Raw genomic sequence first — 17,406 nt, 5'->3', positions numbered from 1 at the left:
AGGGGGGTAGGGAGGATTTCCCCCCGCTCGCCAGACCCCGCCAAGCCCGCTTTTGCCGATCCCGCCCCATACCCGGGATAATGGGCGCTCTCCGAAACCTTGCCTGGCCCCCTTGCCGCCCGGTTTCGTCCCGTCCGTCAGCCCAGCCGGTTTTCGCCGGCTTCGGTGGCTACGGCGCTTCGCGCTCAATTACTTCGGTTCCCTTTGAAGAAGAACGACTTCCACTACGAACTGCCGCCCGAGCTGATCGCCCAGGCGCCCTTGGCCGAGCGTTCCGCCAGCCGCCTGCTGGTGGTGCCGCCGGCGCCGGCGCCGCGCGAGGACCGCGTGTTCCGCGAGCTGCCGCAGTTGCTGCAGCCCGGCGACCTGCTGGTGTTCAACGACACCCGGGTGATCCCGGCGCGTCTGTTCGGCCAGAAGAGCACCGGCGGCCGGGTCGAGATCCTGATCGAGCGCCTGCTCGGCGGCATGGAGGCGCGCGCGCAGATCGGCGTCAGCAAGTCGCCGAAAGAAGGCGCGCGCATCGCCCTCGACGCCGGCGGCGAAGCCGAGGTGCTGGGCCGCGAAGGCGAGTTCTATCGCCTGCGCTTCCACGTGCCCGAGTCGCTCGAACAATGGCTGCTGCACGCCGGCCGCCTGCCGTTGCCGCCGTACATCCAGCGCGAGCCCGGCAGCGACGACCAGGAGCGCTACCAGACCGTGTTCGCGCGCGAAGTCGGTGCGGTCGCGGCGCCGACCGCGGGCCTGCATTTCGACGACGCCTTGCTGGCGCAACTGCGCGAGCGTGGCATCGAGTTCGGCCACGTCACCCTGCACGTCGGCGCCGGCACCTTCCAGCCGGTGCGCGCCGACAATCTCGACCAGCACGTCATGCACAGCGAGTGGCTCAACGTCGGCGCCGGCCTGGTCGAACAGATCCGCCGCACCCGCGCCGCCGGCGGCCGCGTGATTGCGGTCGGCACGACCGTGGTGCGCGCGCTGGAAAGCGCGATCCGCCACCACAGCGGCGTCGCAGGCGAGGAAAGCGAGCTGCAGCCGTTCGCCGGCGAAACGCGCTTGTTCATCCTGCCCGGTTACCGCATCCGCTCGGTCGACGGCCTGATCACCAATTTCCATCTGCCGGAGAGCACCTTGCTGATGCTGGTCTCGGCTTTCGCCGGCAAGGACGCGGTGTTCGCCGCTTACGAGCACGCGATCCGCGAGCGCTATCGCTTCTTCTCCTATGGGGACGCCATGCTGCTGTGGCCAACCGCAGCGACGTAGCCCCGCCGCCTCACCCCGAAGCCGAGACCCCACAGCCGTCCTTCCGGTCTCCGCGCACCGCCGAGCAAAGCGAAAGCCCCAGCTCGAATGCCCCAACTCAGCCCCCAACGCATCGCCCCATGCGTCCCACTAGATAAAGGAATACGCGCATGAGCCGCATGTCCTTCCAATTGCTCGGTCAAGACGGCGCTGCGCGCCGAAGCCGCCTGACGTTCCCGCGCGGCACGGTGGAAACGCCGGCCTTCATGCCGGTGGGCACCTACGGTTCGGTCAAGGGCATCATGCCCGAGCACGTGCGCGACCTCGGGGCCGAGATCATCCTCGGCAACACCTTCCATCTGTACCTGCGGCCCGGCCTGGACGTGATCGGCGATCATGGCGGCCTGCACGGCTTCGCCCGCTGGAACGGCCCGATCCTGACCGACTCCGGCGGCTTCCAGGTGTTCTCGCTCGCGCACCGGCGCAAGATCACCGAGCAGGGCGTGACCTTCGCCTCGCCGGTCGATGGCAGCAAGGTCTTCCTCGGCCCGGAAGAGAGCATGAACATCCAGCGCGTGCTGGATTCGGACATCGTCATGATCTTCGACGAATGCACGCCGTATCCGGCCACCGTCGAGGTGGCGCGCAAGTCGATGGAGTTGAGCCTGCGCTGGGCCGAGCGCTCGAAGAAAGCCCATGAAGGCAACGATGCGGCCTTGTTCGGCATCGTCCAGGGCGGCGTCCATCACGAGCTGCGCACCCAGTCGGCGGCCGGCCTGAAGGGGCTGGGCTTCGACGGCTATGCGATCGGCGGTCTGGCCGTCGGCGAACCCGAGGCCGAGCGCAACGAAATGCTCGAACACACCTGCCCGCAGCTGCCCGAGGACCGTCCGCGCTATCTGATGGGCGTCGGCCGCCCCGAGGACCTGGTCGAATCGGTTGCGCGCGGCGTCGACATGTTCGATTGCGTGATGCCGACCCGCAACGCCCGCAACGGCCATTACTTCACCCCGAGCGGCACCGTGCGCGTGCGCAACGCCAAGTACGAGCGCGACCTGCGCCCGATCGAAGAGGGCTGCGACTGCTACGCCTGCAGCAACGGTTTCAGCCGCGCCTACCTGCGCCACCTGGACCGCTGCAACGAAATGCTCGGGCCGATGCTGGGCACTTTGCACAACCTGCGCTACTACCAGCGCCTGATGGCGCAGATGCGCGAGGCGATCGAGCAGGGAACCTTTACCGCCTTCCGGGAGTCTTTCTACGCCGCACGCGCCTAGGACGGCTTCGGGCTGCCGGCCGCCTCGGGGCTTGGACCGACCTGGCCTGGGCCATCCAAGCCCGACCTTCCAGGTCTGGACACGCCGCTCCAACCCGGTCGCCCGGCGCGTGAACAGGTGGGACCGGCTGCGAAGCGGACGGGGCAGGGCCCCGGAGGTTCCGTCACCTGCCGATAAAGCGTGCGCTGCGGCTCATTTGGGCCCCGGCCTTGACTCCAACCCAGCCGTGGCATAATCCCCGGCTATTTTTCGTTCCAGGACATTCCGATGAATCTGCTCGACCTCCTGATCGCCCCCGCTTACGCCCAGCCCGCTGGCGCGCCCGCCCCGGGCGGCTTTCTCGGCAGCGCCGGCGGCTTCGTCCTGCCGCTGATCCTGATCGGCGTCATGTACTTCCTGATCTTCCGTCCGCAGATGAAGCGCGCCAAGGAACACCGCGGCATGCTCGAGAAGCTGGCCAAGGGCGACGAAGTGCTGACCAACGGCGGCATCGCCGGCACCGTGACCGACATCGGCGAGAACTTCATCACCGTCGAAATCGCCGCCAACGTGCGCATCCGCGTGCAGAAGGGCGCGATCGCCAACGTGTTGCCCAAGGGCACCTTGAAGTCGGCCTGAGCCGACGCCACGCCTTTATTTACATAGACGCGGCGGCCGGGGAGGCTGCCGCAGGGGTTCTCGATGCTGACCTTCGCGCGCTGGAAATACTTCGCCATCCTGGTCGTACTGATCTTCAGCGTGATTTATGCGCTGCCGAACGCTTATCCGCAGGATCCGTCCGTACAGATCTCCGCGGCCCGGCCGACCGGCACCCAGGTCGATGCGACCTTGGCCAAGCGCGTCGAAGGCATCCTCGCCAAGGCGCAGATTTCCTCGAAGTCGATCCTGGTCGAGAATCAGGGCAACCTGATGGTGCGCCTGACCGACACCGACCTGCAGACCCGCGCCGCGGACCTGCTGCGTCCGCAGCTCGGCAGCGAATATGTGGTGGCCCTGAGCCTGGCCCCGACCGTGCCGGACTGGCTGCAGGCGTTCGGCGCCAAGCCGATGCCGCGCGGCCTGGACTTGCAGGGCGGCGTCCACTTCACCATGCAGGTCGACCAGGACGCCGCGCTCAACAAGCGGCTTGAGGCCTACGTCGAAGACGTGCGTTCGACCCTGCGCGACAGCAGCGTCTCCTACACCTCGGTGGTGCGTCGCGGCAACGAAGCCATCGTCGCCACGCTCGCCGCCGGCGCCAATGCCGACAAGGCGCAGAAGCAGTTGCGCACCGCCTTCCCGACCCTGACCCAGAGCCTCGACGGCCAGACCCTGACCCTGGAGATTCCGCAGTCGGAGCTGCAGCGCATCTCGCTCGACGCGATCGAGCAGAACCTGACCACCCTGCGCAACCGCATCAATGCCTTCGGCGTTGCCGAGCCGGTGATCCAGCGCCAGGGCACCGACCGCATCGTGATCCAGCTGCCGGGCCTGCAGGACACCGCCGAAGCCAAGCGCCGCATCGGCGCCACCGCGACTCTCGAATTCCGCGCCGTGGTCGGCGACGAAGCCACCGCCGCGGCCGCCGTGCGCGACCGCAACGTGCCGCCGGACGCACGCATCTATTACAACGAAGCCAAGCAACCGCTGCTGCTGTCCAAGCGTCTGCTGGTTTCGGGCGACCAACTGGTCAACGCGATTCCGAGCAACGACCAGCAGGGCCAGCCGAGCGTCAGCATCACGCTGAACGCCATCGGCGGCCAGCGCATGCTCAACCACACCCTGGAAAACGTCGGCAAGCGTCTGGGCATCGTTTACGTCGAACAGATCCCGATCACCCAGATCGTCGACGGCAAGGAAGTGCGCGCCACCCGTTCGGAAGAGCGCGTGATCAGCTCCTCGACCATCCAGGGCGTGTTCGGCAAGGACTTCCAGACCACCGGCCTGAGCCGCGAAGAAGCCAACAGCCTGGCCCGCGACCTCAAGTCCGGCGCCCTGGCCGCGCCGATGACCTTCGTCGAAGAGCGCGTGGTCGGCCCGAGCCTCGGCGCCGAGAACGTCAAGCGCGGCACCACCGCGGTGATGTTCTCCTTCATCTTCGCGCTGAGCTTCTTCCTGATCTATTACCGCATGTTCGGCTTGATCACCTGCCTGGCCCTGCTGCTCAACCTGCTGATGGTGGTCGCGGTGATGTCGCTGCCGATCGTCGGCGCGACCATGAGCCTGCCGGGCTTCGCCGGCCTGGCGCTGTCGGTCGGCATGTCGGTCGACGCCAACGTGCTCATCAACGAACGAATCCGAGAAGAGCTGCGGGCGGGCATGCCGCCGCAAACGGCGATCGCCACCGGTTACGACAAGGCCTCGGGCACGATCTTCGACTCCAACATGACCGCGTTGCTGGCGGGCCTGGCGCTGTTGATGTTCGGTACCGGCCCGCTCAAGGGCTTCGCGATCACCATGATCGTCGGCATCCTGACCTCGGTGTTCACCGCCGTGACCGTGTCGCGCGGCATCGCCACGCTGATCTACGGCAAGCGCCGCAAGCTCAAGTCCATCGCGATCTGACGGGAGAACCCAGACATGAAGATTTTCCCGCTGACCCTGCTGCCCAACGACGCCAACATCAACTTCATGAAGTTGCGTTGGGTGTCGATCGCGGTCGCCGCCCTGATCATGTTCGTCGCCATCGGCGCCATGTTCACCCGCAACTTCAACTTCGCCCTGGACTTCACCGGCGGCAACCTGGTCGAGGTGCACCTGGACAAGGCGATACCGCTGGACCAGGTGCGCGAGAAGCTGGCTGTCGACGGTTACGACAGCGCCCAGGTCCAGACCTACGGCTCGGGCACCGAGTTGCTGATCCGCCTGCAGCCGCGCGAAGGCGACGCTTCCGCATCGGCCACCGCGCACGCCGCCGCCGCGGTCATGAAGGCGGTGTCGGGCGAAGGCAACAATGCCAAGATCCTGCGCAACGAGTTCGTCGGCCCGCAGGTCGGCAAGGAACTGGCCCTCAACGGCCTGTACGCGCTGATCTTCGTGATCGTCGGCTTCCTGATCTACATCGCGTTCCGCTTCGAATGGAAGTTCGCGGTCGCCGCGATCATCACCACCCTGCACGACGTAATCGTGGTCGCCGGCTGGTTCGCCATCAGCGGCCACGAGTTCGACCTGACCGTGCTGGCCGGCATCCTGTCGGTGATGGGCTACTCGATCAACGACACCATCGTCGTGTTCGACCGCGTCCGCGAGAACTTCCGCTCGATGCGCGCCGACCCGGAGACGATCCTCAACAAGTCGATCAACCAGACTTTGTCGCGTACCGTCATCACCTCGTTCGTCGCCTTCCTGACCGTGGTCGCCCTGTACATCTACGGCGGCGGTTCGCTGCGCGGCATGGCCGAATCGCAGATGCTCGGCATCATCATCGGCACCCTGTCGTCGATCTTCGTCGCTTGCCCGCTGTTGACCCTGGGCATACTCAAGGTCAGCAAGCAGGACTTGCTGCCGAAGGCCAAGGACGAAGCGGCGCTGGCTCGCCGTCCGTAACGGTTCGACAATCCGTTTGGAACGAAAAGGCCGCGCATTGCGCGGCCTTTTTGTTTGTCTGCGCAACGCGGTACGGATTTTGTGCCGTACCAGTCGAAGCATTGAGAAGAGCAATCCCAAAGGCGTAGCCTGTAGCGCACCGCAAAGCGATCCCGAGCGAACTTTGACCGCCACCAACCAACAACAAATCAACGACTGGAACGGTCCGGTCGGCGCGCGCTGGCTGACTTATAACGATTGGCTCGACGAGCGCACCGCGGCTTATGGCCAGGCGGCTTTCGCCGCGGCGGCGCCGCAAGCCGGCGAGGCGGTGTTGGACATCGGCTGCGGGGCTGGGGCGACCTCGTTCGAGCTCGCGCGCGCGGTCGGGTCGGGCGGGCGAGTGGTCGGGGTGGACGTGTCCGAGCCCTTGGTTGGGCGGGCGCGGGAGCGTGCCCAGGCCTTGAGTCTGCCGGTCGAGTTCCGGCTCGCCGATGCCAGCCGGCCGCTATTCGCGCCGCACAGTTTCGACCTGCTGTATTCGCGTTTCGGGGTGATGTTCTTCGACGATCCGGTGGCGGCGTTCGCGGAGTTGCGCAGGGCGCTCAAACCGGGCGGCCGGCTCGCGTTCGCCTGCTGGAAGGCGCCGGCGGAGAACGATTGGTATGTGTTGCCCTTGAATGCTATCCGCGGCATCGTCGAGCAGGACGCGGTCGATACCGACGCACCGGGGCCATTCGCGTTCAGCGATCCGCAGCGGGTCGTGCGCGTGCTTGGCGAGGCGGGTTTCGAAGGCGTCGAGCTGCAGCCGTTCGAGGCGCCGTTCTATTACGGGCGTGGGGACAGCCGCGAGGCGATGACCGAGGACGCGCTGTCGCAGGTGTTCCGGGTCGGTCCGATCGCGCGTCTGTTGGCGGCGCAGACTGATGAGGTGCGCGATAAGGCGACGGTGGCGATTCGCGAGGCGCTGTCGGGCATCGCGACCGGGCAGGGCATCGCGGTCAGCGGCGCGACCTGGGTGGTGACGGCGCGCGCGCCTTGATCCGATGTTTGTATCGATGAGGGTGCGGGCTCAGGCGTAAGTGAGCCTGTTTTCCGGCGAATGGAGTCTAGCCGAATGCGTTGGCCGATCATGCTGGCCGCGACCGCGGGACGCGCAGAGACTGCACCGCCGAGGTCGTTGATGAAAGCGGTGATCTGTCGCAGGGTAGGAGCGGCGCAAGTCGCGACCGCGCTGCTTCGGTCTCGTGGCGCATCCGGCCGTAGCCCCGCTGTAGGAGCGGCGCAAGCCGCGACCGCAACACCTCCAGATCAGCGCGTCGTTATCGCAAAGTCGCGGTCGCGGCTTGCGCCGCTCCTACCCGAAAGAGGAGTCGTTGCGGTTGCGGTAGCCGTAGAGAGCTTGGCGCAGCTCCGAACTCACGATGCAACCGCAGACCCGGAGGGCGGCGCACAGGACGTGCGCCGTTTTTCGATCGGACAAGGATGTCCTATCGAAAAATCCCGGCGCCAGCTGCGTACTCGCAGGGGAGCTTCGTCAAGAAAGGCCTCTCTTTGGTTAGCTTTGACCGAAGGGAATCCAGGCGGACTTTTGGGCCAGCAAAAGAAAGTAACCCGGCCGCTTTAGCGGACGGAAGCTTTGTTCTTGATGTTGCTTCGTCGCTCTGCGGCAAGAGTCGCAACAACCGCGAACTGCGCGGTCGCGACTTGCGTCGCTCCTACCGGGGAGGGAGCATCGCCTTTTGATTCAGGCGGAGCCTTTGTAAGTTTACGGGCTGGCCTTCGACAGGCGCGCGCCCTCCGCGAGCCCGCCCGACAACGAAAAACGCCGCGATCTCTCGCGGCGTTTTTCTTGTTGCGATGAGCAGGCGCGGCTCAGTCGAACGCGGCCGCGTAGCCGGTGTTGACGATGCGGTGCTGCAGGGCGTCGGCGATCTTCAGGTTGCCGGCGATGATCTGGCGCGGGGCGAGGCCGCGGTTGTCCATCGGCCCGGTCGAGCGGCCCTTGAAGTCGGAGATCTTGCCGCCGGCTTCGCGCACCATCAGGGCGCCCGCGGCGATGTCCCAGGGCTTCACGCCGGCTTCGAAGTAGGCGTCGGCGCGGCCGCAGGCGACGTAAGCCAGGTCGAGCGCGGCCGAACCGGTGCGGCGCACGTCCTCGGCATCGACGAGCAGATTGTCCAGGCACTTGAGGTGGGCGCTGGTGCGCGCGCGTTCGCGCGGCGGGAAGCCGGTGATCAGCATCGCGCCGTTGAGGTCCTTGCGCTCGGCGATGCGCACGCGCTTTTCGTTGAGCTGGGTGCCGCTGCCGCGGCTGGTGGTGAACAGATCGTTGCGCAGCGGGTCGAAGATCACGCCGTGGATCGGTTCGCCGTTTTCGCACAGGGCGATCGACACGCAGAAATGCGGGATGCCGTGCAGGTAGTTGCTGGTGCCGTCGAGCGGGTCGATGACCCAGGTGAAGCGGGCCTGGCCGATCGGGCCGCTTTCCTCGCCGAGGATGGCGTAGTCGGGGGTGGCGCGGCGGAATTCCTTGATGATTTCCGCTTCGGCGAGGTTGTCGACCTCGCTCGCGTAGTCCATGCGGTCCTTCTCGACGATGTTCAGCGCATCCAGCCGGTGCATGTGGCGGAGCAACACGTTACCGGCGGCGCGGGCGGCCTTGACCATGAGGGTGACGGCGGGTTTCTGCATGGCGTACGGCCTCGAGCGTGTGAGGTGGGGCAGGACTGACGGGGGTAAAGAGCGGGCCGGCGCTTTGGCCGGGGCGGGGAGTTTACCATCTGCGCATGAACCCCGATCTCCGCAATGAAGCGGCGCCCCCCGAGGCGCCCGATCCGATCAATTCCCCGGCCGGCTCCCCCGGCCATCCGCAGCCGGACCCGGCCTGCGAGGGCCGCCCCGCAGCCACGGCGCCGGACCCGGCCGCCGCCCATACCCGTATCGTCCTGGTCGGCACCCAGCACCCCGGCAATATCGGCTCGGCGGCCCGGGCGATGAAGACCATGGGCCTGAGCCGGCTGATCCTGGTCGCGCCCGAGAAGGGCCTGGACCGCGACGCCTACGCGATGGCCGCCGGCGCCGACGACCTGCTCGAATCGGCGGTGATCGTGCCCGACCTGGCCACCGCCGTGGCCGACTGCCATCTGGTCCTGGGCTGCACCGCGCGCAGCCGCCGCATCGCCCTGGAAGAGCTGGTGCCGCGCGACGCCGCGGCGCGGGTCGACACGCTGGCCCGCAGCGGCGGCGAAGTCGCGGTGGTGTTCGGCCGCGAGCGCACCGGCCTGGACAACGACGAGCTGCAGCTCTGCCATGCCGCCGTGCACATCCCCGCTAACCCGGACTACAGCTCTTTGAACCTCGGCGCCGCGGTGCAGGTGCTGAGCTACGAACTGCGCATGGCCGCCCTGGCCGCGGCCGAAGCCGGCGGCGGCGCGGAACGGCGCGACCCGCCGGCCTCGCACGCGCAACTGGAGGGCTTTTTCAGCCAGCTCGGCGAGGCTCTGGATGCGATCGATTTCCACAAGGGCCGGGCGCCCGAATCGGCCATGCGCAAGCTGCGCCGGCTGTTCCTGCGCGCCGACCTGGACGAGCGCGAAGTGCGCCTGCTGCGCGGCGTGCTGGCCGATGTCGAGCGCATGGCCATGCTGGCCGGGCAGCGCCGCTGAAGCCGGGTCGAGCCTGCCGGTGGCGGCATCCGTGACAGCGATTCGGCAGCACGGGCGAGGGGGCCATCGGCGGCCGGCGCGACGAGGTATCGGTCGGCCCCGGGTTTCGATTACGCTGCGCTGGCAATCCGACCAGGTGAAGGCTGTTGATCGCTAGTACGCGGTTTCTCGGTTTGCTGTTCGGGCTCGTCCTGGCCGGGGCGTTGGCTCCCGTGGCCGTGTCGTCGGCCCACGAGACCGAAAACGGGCACAAGGACGGGGCCGATGCCCACGTCCTGGTCCTGGGCCGGATCAGCGACGATCCCAAGGCCCACTACGAGCAACTCAAGCCCTTGCTGGACTACGTGATCCCGCGCATGGCCGACGTCGGCATCCGCGAGGGCCGCATCCTGATGGCCAAGGACGCCCAGCAGATGGGCAGCTACATGCGCCGCGGCCGGGTCGACTGGGTCACCGAGACCGCCGGCACCGCGGTCCTGCTGCACCAGCGCGCCGATGCGCGCCTGATGCTGTTGACCGAGCGCGACGGCGTCAGCCACTACCACAGCGTGTTCTTCGCCCGCCGCGACAGCGGCCTGCGCTCGCTCGACGACCTCAGCGGGCACAACGTCGCCTTCCAGCGCCCGTCCTCGACCAGCGCCTATTTCGTGCCGGCCGCGGCCCTGCTCGAACGCGGTCTGTCGCTGGAGATCCTGCTGTCGCCGACCGACCGCATCAACCGCGGCGCGGTCGGCTATCTGTTCGCGCGGTCCGAGCTCAACATCTCGACCTGGGTGCACAAGCGCCTGGTCGATGCCGGGGTGATGAGCAACCTAGATTGGGACAACCCGCGCCGCGTGCCCGATGCCTTCCGCCGCGACCTGGTCGTGATCGGCCGCAGCGAGGACTACCCGCGCGCGCTCGAACTGGTGCGCGGCGACTTGAACCCAAAGGTCGCCGCCCGCCTGCGCGAAGTGTTGCTGGAGGCCGCCGGCGATCCCGATGCCGGCGAGGCGTTGCTGCGCTTCTTCAAGACCACCCGCTTCATGCCGATCGACCCGGCCTCGCAGCGCGCGCTCGAACATATTTCCGACGGTGTCGCGCGCGTGCGCGCGGAGGTCGAATGAATCTGCGCGCCGGCTTGCAGGTCAAGTTCTTCGCCATCATGGCGGTGGCCTTCCTGGTCGTGGTGACCCTGATCCTGATGCTGCTCAATCGCCAGGAGCGCATGCAGAGCGAAGTCGTCGGCATCAGCCGCGAGGCGATGCGCGACACCATCGCCGAAAGCCTGAGCCGGCACGGCGAGGGCGAGGTGACCCAACTCGCCGGCTCGCTGACCAATCCGCTGTACTACTTCGACCTGGACGCCATCGGCGAGCTCGGGCGCGCGGCGATGATGAATCCCGGCGTGCGCTACGTCATCGTCTACGACAACGAAGGCAACATCGTCCACGACGGCAACGAAGAGATCCCCAGCTACGGCAAGCGCATGGACGATGCGATGGCGGCCAAGATCATCACCGCCCAGGCCTTGTCCACCCAGTGGAGCGAGACCACGCTCGACGTGTCCGCGCCGATCAAGGTCGGCCAGCAACGCCTCGGCGGGGTGCGCGTGGGCTACGACCTCAAGGCCATGCGCGCCTACCAGGACACCGCCCTGGACAAGGTGCGCCAGCGCCTGGAAGACCTCGGCCGCCGCCAGTTGTTCTGGGTCGGCGTGCTCAGCGTCGGCCTGCTCGCGCTCGGCGGCCTGATGCTGTGGCTGATCCAGCGTTGGCTGGTCAACCCGATCCGCGAACTCGCCGATGCCGCCCACACCATCGAGAACGGCCAGTTCGACAGCGCGCCGCCGGCCGCCCACAGCAACGACGAGGTCGGCGACCTGATGCAGGCCTTCGGCCGCATGAGCCAGAGCCTGGCCCGGCACGACCGCGACATCCGCCGCATGGCCTATACCGACGCCCTGACCGGCCTGGCCAACCGACTCGCCTTCCGCGAGGTGCTGGACCAGCGCCTGCTGCACCTGCGCGGCGACAGCGGGCAACTGGGCTTGTTGTTCGCCGACATCGACGACTTCAAGCGCGTCAACGACACCCTCGGCCACGACGCCGGCGACGAGGTGCTGCTGCAGTTCGCCAACCGCATCCAGGAAACCGTGCAGCGCATCGGCGGCGAACGCGCCTTGCTGGCTCGCTTCGGCGGCGACGAGTTCGTGATCCTGGTCGAGGGCAGCCGCGAGCGCAACGGCGAGGCGCGCACCGTCGCGACCCATCTGGCCGAGGTGCTGGTCGGCGAACTCGGCCAGCCGATCGTGGTCCACGACCGCCAAGTGTTCCTTGGCACCTCGATCGGCGTGACCCTGTATCCCGAAGACGCGTCCGGTGCGACCGCGCTGATGAAGAACGGCGACATCGCCATGTACCAGGCCAAGGTCGCCGGCAAGAACTGCTACCGCTTCTACAGCCGGGCGATGGACCAGGCGGTGGAGCGCCGCGTGCACCTGGAGCACGAACTGCGCGGCGCCTGGGATCGCGGCGAGTTGAGCCTGGTCTATCAACCGGTGTTCCGTCTTGCCGACGGCGCCATGGTCGGCGCCGAAGCCTTGCTGCGTTGGAAGCATCCCGAGCAAGGCCTGATCGCGCCGTCGGTGTTCATCGATGTGGCCGAGCAGAGCGGGCTGATCGAAACGCTCGGCCCGCAGGTGCTGCGTGCGGCCTGCGAAGATGCGATCGCCTGGCATCGCGCGCGGCCCGGCGCCGAGCCGCTGTTCGTGTCGGTCAATGTCTCGCCGCGCCAGTTGCGCAGCGGCGACCTGCCGAACGTGGTCGCGGCCTGCCTGCAGGAAACCGGTTTGCCGGCCGCGCATCTGCATCTGGAGCTCACCGAGACGGCGGTGATCGGCGACGAGATCCATGCCAGCAGCCTGCTGGCGCGCCTGCGCGCCAGCGGGGTCAAGGTCTGGCTCGACGATTTCGGCACCGGCTTCTCCGGCCTGAGCCATCTGCGCCGGGTGCCGGTCGACGGGGTCAAGATCGACCGCAGTTTCATCGCCGACGTGTTGCGCGACCCGGACGACCTGGCGCTGACCACGGCGATCATCGCCATGGCGCATTCGTTAGGCATCACCGTGGTCGCCGAGGGCGTGGAGAAGGAGGGCCAGTACGCGGTGTTGCGCGAGCGCGGCTGCGATCTCGCCCAGGGCTATTGGCTCGGTCACCCGGTCAATACCGAGGAATTCCTGGCGCTGTTGATGAGCTGAGGCGGCGCGACCGGCGAACGTCGGTCATGGCTGCCGTCCTCCAAAGCCAGGCAACCCGGGGCAGGGGCGACGCAAGCCGCGACCTCGGCGTCGCGGCCTTATCGATGACCTGCGCTACGCCGCCCGACGCCCATCGCGGCGCTTCGACGCAAGCTGCTCTTCAGCCGATCTTGTCTTGCGCCAGGGCGATCCACTCGGCCAGGGCCTGGGCCAGGCTGCCGGACAAAATGCCGAACACCGCCACCGCGATCGAGCCGGCGACCCAGGCCACGCCCATGAGCTTGCCGTCGCGTTCGAGCAGCGCGAACGCGAACAACAGCAGCAGGGCGCCGAACAGGAAGTTGGTCAGCGGGATCGGCAGCGACAGCAGGATGCCGAGCAGCACCAGCAGCAAGCCGGTGAAGGCGTTGGCGGCGCGATGATCGAGCATGGCCGGCGCGCGCGGGCTGACGATCCGCTCCAGGCGGCTCAGCCACGGCGCCAGCAGATTGCGGAACTTGCCCATCGCCTTGCGGTGCGGGCCGCGGCGGGCGATGAAGCCCGGCAGCCACGGCTTGCGCAGGCCGATCAGCAACTGCAGCCCGACCAGCACCACCAACGGCCCGCTGATCGCGCCGCCGACGCCCGGGATCGGGATGAAGGCGGGCAGGGTGGACACGAACAGCAGCATGCCGAAGGAACGGTTGCCGAGCCCGGCGATCACGTCGCCGAACTTGACCACTTCCTCCGGATCGCCGGCGACGATGGCATCGAGCAGCGCGCGCGTGCCGGCCTCGTGCGGCTTGTGACCGTGTCGCCGGTCCCGCGACGGCTGGTCGTCTTCGCCGTCGGGGCCGTTGTCAGCCGCTGCTGTCATCGTCGCTGGACTCCGGCGGTTTCGGCAGATGGCGGTGCAACAGCAGTTTGTCGATGCGCGGCCCGTCGAGGTCGATCACCTCGACCCGCCAACCCAGCCAGCTGAAGTGCTCGCCGACGTGCGGGATGCGGCCGAAGTGGGCGATCACCATGCCGGCGGCGGTGTGGAAATCGTGCTCGTCCTCGTCGGGCAGGCGCCCGCCGCCGATCACCTCGCGCAGCTCTTCCACCGGCAGGGCGCCGTCGATCAGGTAGGAGCCGTCCTCGCGTTGCACCACCGGGCCGGGCTGGTCGTCGGACTCGGCGGTCTGGATGCGGCCGATCACCGCGCCCATCAGGTCGTTGACCGTGACCAGGCCGGTGACGTCGCCGTATTCGTCGACCACCAGGGCCAGCGACTGCTGCTCCTCGCGGAAGATCTCCAGCAGCTTGAGAGCGTGGGTCGACTCGGACACGAACAAGGCTTCGGTCAGCTGGCCGAACAGGTCCGGCAGATTGCCGACGCCGAGATTGCGCAGCAGGGTCTTGGCTTCGAGCACGCCGAGCACGTCCTGGTCGCTGCCGCGGTAGACCGGGAAACGCGAGAACGGCGATTCGCGCATGGCCGCCAGGTTGTCCTCGATGCTCGCGCCGGCATCGAGCCAGGCGATGCGGGTGCGCGGCGTCATCAGGCTTTCGGCGGTGCGATCGCCGAGGCTGAGCACGCGATTCATCATCTTGCGCTCGTCGGCGTCGATCACGCCCTGCTCGTGGCTTTCGCTGACCAACAGGCGGATCTCTTCTTCGCTGATTTCGCTGCGGGCGTCGTCCTTGATCCCGAGCAGGCGCAGCACCAGGCGGTTGATCGCGCCGAGCGCGCCGACCACCGGTTTGGCGAAACGGGCCAGTCCGGCCAGGACGATCGCCACCGAACTGGCGATCTTTTCCGGATTGGTCAGGGCCAGCCGCTTGGGGATCAGTTCGCCGAAGATCACGCTGGAAGCGGTGATCAGGGTGACCGCGGTGCCGATGCCGATGCTGCGCGCGTACTCGGCCGCGCCCGGCAGCACGCCGCTGAGCCAGCCGGCGATGGCCAGGCCGATCGACTCGCCGCCGAAGGTGCCGGTGAGCACGCCGATCGCAGTGATGCCGACCTGCACGGTCGAGAGCAGGTGGTCGGGGCGTTCGGCCAGCTGCAGGGCGACGCGGGCGCCGCGGCTGGGGTGCGCCGGGTCCTCGGCCATCTGCTTCAGGCGCAGCTTGCGCGAGGTCATCAGCGCCATCTCCGACATCGCGAAGAAGGCGTTGAGGACGATCAGGGCCATGACGATCAGTAGTTCCAGCATCGGCAATGCCTCCTGTGGCCGGTGGGTTCACGGAAGGAGCGCGCTGCGCGATGGGAGGGGGCCGTCGAGGCGCGGCCGGGCGGCGGTTTTGGGTCGTCGTCCATGGAAGAGGTTTGGGGGGAGCGTACTGTAAGGAACCGGGGGCCGATCTTAGCAGGCCTTCACGACCGCCCCTCGTGAAAGGCCGGGCGGGCGGGACGGCAGGGTCGGTGCGCGTTTCCAGGTCTTGGGGGCGCCCCGGGCGGCCGTCAAGGTGGGCGCGGCGGCGTCAAACCGTCATAATCGCGCCCGCAAACCCTTCGGCCCGGCGCGGCCGGCACGTATCGGCCCAGCCCAGAGGCACCCCAGCATGTTTTCCCTGCAGACCATTTTCGGCCAAGGCAACCAGTTCTATACCCTGCTGGAGGAGGCCGCCGTCGCCGCCCACGACAGCACCAAGGCCCTGCACGCCATGCTCAAGGAGTCCGACCGCCAGCCGGCGCTGGACGCGTTCAAGCTGGCCCGCCAGCGCGAGCGCGAGACCTCTGACAAGATCAGCCAGGAGCTGGTCGACAGCTTCATCACCCCGATCGAGCGCGAGGACATCGAATCGCTGAGCTCGGCGCTTTACAAGATCCCCAAGCAGGTCGAGAAGTTCGCCGACCGCTATTCGCTGGCGACCCGCCATCTGGAGCACATCGACTTCGCGCCGCGCGCGGCGATGCTCGAACAGGCCGCCGGGGTGGTGGTGAAGATGGTCCACCAGCTGCGCCAGCTCAAGCTGGAGCCGATGAAGGCCCTCAACGACCAGCTGCGTGCGCTCGAGAACGAGGCCGACCGGCTGATGCTCGAGCTGTACCGCGACATTTATTCCGGCCAGCTCGACAACCTGCAGATGTTCCTGCTCAAGGAGTTCTTCGAGATCCTGGAAAAGGCGATCGACCGCTGCCGCGAGGCCGGCGTGGTCGCCTACCAGATCGTCCTGAAAAACTCCTGAGGCGCGCGCGATGCTGACGCTCGTCCTGGTGGTGATAGTCGCGGCTCTGATCTTCGAGTACGTCAACGGCTTTCACGACACCGCCAATTCCATCGCCACCGTGGTCGCGACCAAGGTGCTGTCGCCGATGCAGGCGGTGATCCTGGCCGCGTCGACCAATCTGATCGGCGCCCTGTGGGGCACCGCGGTCGCCAAGACCATCGCCTCGGGCCTGATCGACGCCGGCGTGGTCGAGGTCGGCTCGCAGCTGATCCTGTGCGCGCTGCTCGGCGGCATCATCTGGAACCTGATCACCTGGTGGCTGGGCCTGCCGTCCTCGTCCTCGCACGCGCTGATCGGCGGGTTGTGCGGCGCGGCCATCGCGGCGGCCTCGAACAACTGGCACGCGGTGGTCTGGTCGCACCCGGCCGAACCGATCTGGAAAAGCGCCGGCGTGCTGTGGAAGGTGATCGTGCCGATGTTCACCTCGCCGGTGCTGGGCTTCACCGCCGGCTTCCTGGTGATGGGCGTGCTGTTCGCGATCATCTCGTTCATGGCGCGCAGCGGCGGCGTGCTGGCGCGGATCGCGCGGCCGCGCTGGGTCAACAGTTTCTTCGGCAAGGCGCAGTTGGTCAGCGCCGCCGGCATGGGCTTCGCCCACGGCATGAACGATGCGCAGAAGACCATGGGCATCATCGCCCTGGCGCTGATGAGCGCGCAGCAGGCCGGTACGCTCGACAATCTGCCGGCATGGCTGGCCTTCCTGCATCCCTCGCCGAATGCGATCGCCCATAACGACATCGACACCTGGATCAAGCTGACCTGCGCGGTGGTGATGGCCGCCGGTACCGCCGCCGGCGGCTGGCGCATCATCAAGACCCTCGGCCACAAGTTGGTCAAGCTGCACCCGATCCACGGCTTCGCCGCCGAGACCAGCGCCGCGTCGGTGATCATGTTCGCGTCCTCGCTGGGCATCCCGGTGTCGACCACCCACAACATCTCCGCCGCGATCATGGGCGTGGGCACGGCCAAGCGTTTCAACTCGATCAAGTGGACCGTGGTCGAGAAGATGATCTGGGCCTGGATCCTGACCATTCCGGCCGCCGGCGGCATCGCCTACGCGCTGTTCGAGGCGATGCGGTTCTTCGGTTGGATTTGAGTCGCGTTGGTCGCGCGATGCGGCAGGTCAGTGCATAACGAAAGGCCCGCAGCGATGCGGGCCTTTTTGTTGCGGGGTTTGTTTATTGCGAATGCTATGCGAGTGGCGTCGTTGGTGCGGCGGCGCGGTCGCGGCTCGCGCCGCTCCTACCCTTTGCAGCGCGGCTTCTGGGTAGGAGCGGTG

General features: G+C 67.4%; 14 protein-coding genes. 11 read left to right on the top strand and 3 right to left on the bottom strand.

Annotated features, from left to right (window positions below; genetic code table 11):
- The first annotated feature begins 204 nt into the window (after positions 1–204).
- From queA to LC490_RS18405, 6 genes are all read left to right on the top strand, one after another.
- A complete protein-coding gene (queA, locus tag LC490_RS18430; protein ID WP_031372941.1) occupies positions 205–1,263 on the top strand; it encodes a tRNA preQ1(34) S-adenosylmethionine ribosyltransferase-isomerase QueA in 1,059 nt (352 codons plus the stop codon).
- A gap of 149 nt (positions 1,264–1,412) precedes the next feature.
- The gene (gene tgt / locus LC490_RS18425; protein WP_223621140.1) at positions 1,413–2,519 is read left to right on the top strand and encodes a tRNA guanosine(34) transglycosylase Tgt; all 1,107 of its coding nucleotides are present in this window, start codon (positions 1,413–1,415) and stop codon (positions 2,517–2,519) included.
- Between the two features lie 267 nt (positions 2,520–2,786).
- Positions 2,787–3,137: a preprotein translocase subunit YajC gene (yajC, locus tag LC490_RS18420; protein ID WP_031372943.1), complete on the top strand. Its 351-nt coding sequence runs from the start codon at positions 2,787–2,789 to the stop codon at positions 3,135–3,137.
- 63 nt (positions 3,138–3,200) lie between these two features.
- Positions 3,201–5,063 carry a protein translocase subunit SecD gene (gene secD / locus LC490_RS18415; RefSeq protein ID WP_223621139.1) on the top strand — a complete coding sequence of 621 codons (1,863 nt, stop codon included), beginning with the start codon at positions 3,201–3,203 and terminating at the stop codon, positions 5,061–5,063.
- A gap of 15 nt (positions 5,064–5,078) precedes the next feature.
- The gene (gene secF / locus LC490_RS18410; protein WP_031372945.1) at positions 5,079–6,044 is read left to right on the top strand and encodes a protein translocase subunit SecF; all 966 of its coding nucleotides are present in this window, start codon (positions 5,079–5,081) and stop codon (positions 6,042–6,044) included.
- 163 nt (positions 6,045–6,207) lie between these two features.
- Positions 6,208–7,065: a class I SAM-dependent methyltransferase gene (locus LC490_RS18405; RefSeq protein WP_223621138.1), complete on the top strand. Its 858-nt coding sequence runs from the start codon at positions 6,208–6,210 to the stop codon at positions 7,063–7,065.
- A gap of 833 nt (positions 7,066–7,898) precedes the next feature.
- Here LC490_RS18405 and LC490_RS18400 read toward each other — a convergent pair.
- Positions 7,899–8,717, bottom strand: coding sequence for an inositol monophosphatase family protein (locus LC490_RS18400; protein ID WP_031372947.1), 819 nt, complete (start codon positions 8,715–8,717; stop codon positions 7,899–7,901).
- Positions 8,718–8,812: 95 nt separating this feature from the next.
- Between LC490_RS18400 and LC490_RS18395 the strand changes: the two genes are divergently transcribed.
- From LC490_RS18395 to LC490_RS18385, 3 genes are all read left to right on the top strand, one after another.
- Complete coding sequence (locus tag LC490_RS18395) at positions 8,813–9,691, top strand: RNA methyltransferase (RefSeq protein ID WP_081931073.1); 879 nt, start codon at positions 8,813–8,815, stop codon at positions 9,689–9,691.
- A gap of 212 nt (positions 9,692–9,903) precedes the next feature.
- A complete protein-coding gene (locus LC490_RS18390; protein ID WP_223621137.1) occupies positions 9,904–10,797 on the top strand; it encodes a phosphate/phosphite/phosphonate ABC transporter substrate-binding protein in 894 nt (297 codons plus the stop codon).
- Positions 10,794–12,929, top strand: a complete 2,136-nt coding sequence (locus LC490_RS18385) for an EAL domain-containing protein (protein ID WP_223621136.1) — start codon at positions 10,794–10,796, stop codon at positions 12,927–12,929. The genes LC490_RS18390 and LC490_RS18385 overlap by 4 nt, the downstream gene beginning before the upstream one ends.
- 160 nt (positions 12,930–13,089) lie before the next feature.
- Here the strand turns inward: LC490_RS18385 and LC490_RS18380 are convergent, their stop codons facing one another.
- A complete protein-coding gene (locus LC490_RS18380) occupies positions 13,090–13,785 on the bottom strand; it encodes an exopolysaccharide biosynthesis protein (RefSeq protein ID WP_031372951.1) in 696 nt (231 codons plus the stop codon).
- Positions 13,769–15,109, bottom strand: coding sequence for a hemolysin family protein (locus tag LC490_RS18375; RefSeq protein WP_051885177.1), 1,341 nt, complete (start codon positions 15,107–15,109; stop codon positions 13,769–13,771). Before LC490_RS18375 ends, LC490_RS18380 begins: the two co-directional genes overlap by 17 nt.
- Before the next feature lie 349 nt (positions 15,110–15,458).
- On the opposite strand from LC490_RS18375, the gene LC490_RS18370 reads away from it, so the two are divergent.
- Positions 15,459–16,085, top strand: coding sequence for a DUF47 family protein (locus tag LC490_RS18370; RefSeq protein ID WP_031372953.1), 627 nt, complete (start codon positions 15,459–15,461; stop codon positions 16,083–16,085).
- A gap of 10 nt (positions 16,086–16,095) precedes the next feature.
- Positions 16,096–17,223, top strand: a complete 1,128-nt coding sequence (locus LC490_RS18365; RefSeq protein ID WP_031372954.1) for an inorganic phosphate transporter — start codon at positions 16,096–16,098, stop codon at positions 17,221–17,223.
- Positions 17,224–17,406: the final 183 nt, after the last annotated feature.

The organism is Lysobacter sp. ESA13C, assembly GCF_019970005.1.
Classification (GTDB): domain Bacteria; phylum Pseudomonadota; class Gammaproteobacteria; order Xanthomonadales; family Xanthomonadaceae; genus Lysobacter; species Lysobacter antibioticus_B.
Note: the sequence above shows the minus strand (reverse complement) of the source record. Positions and strands in the feature narration are given on the sequence as shown.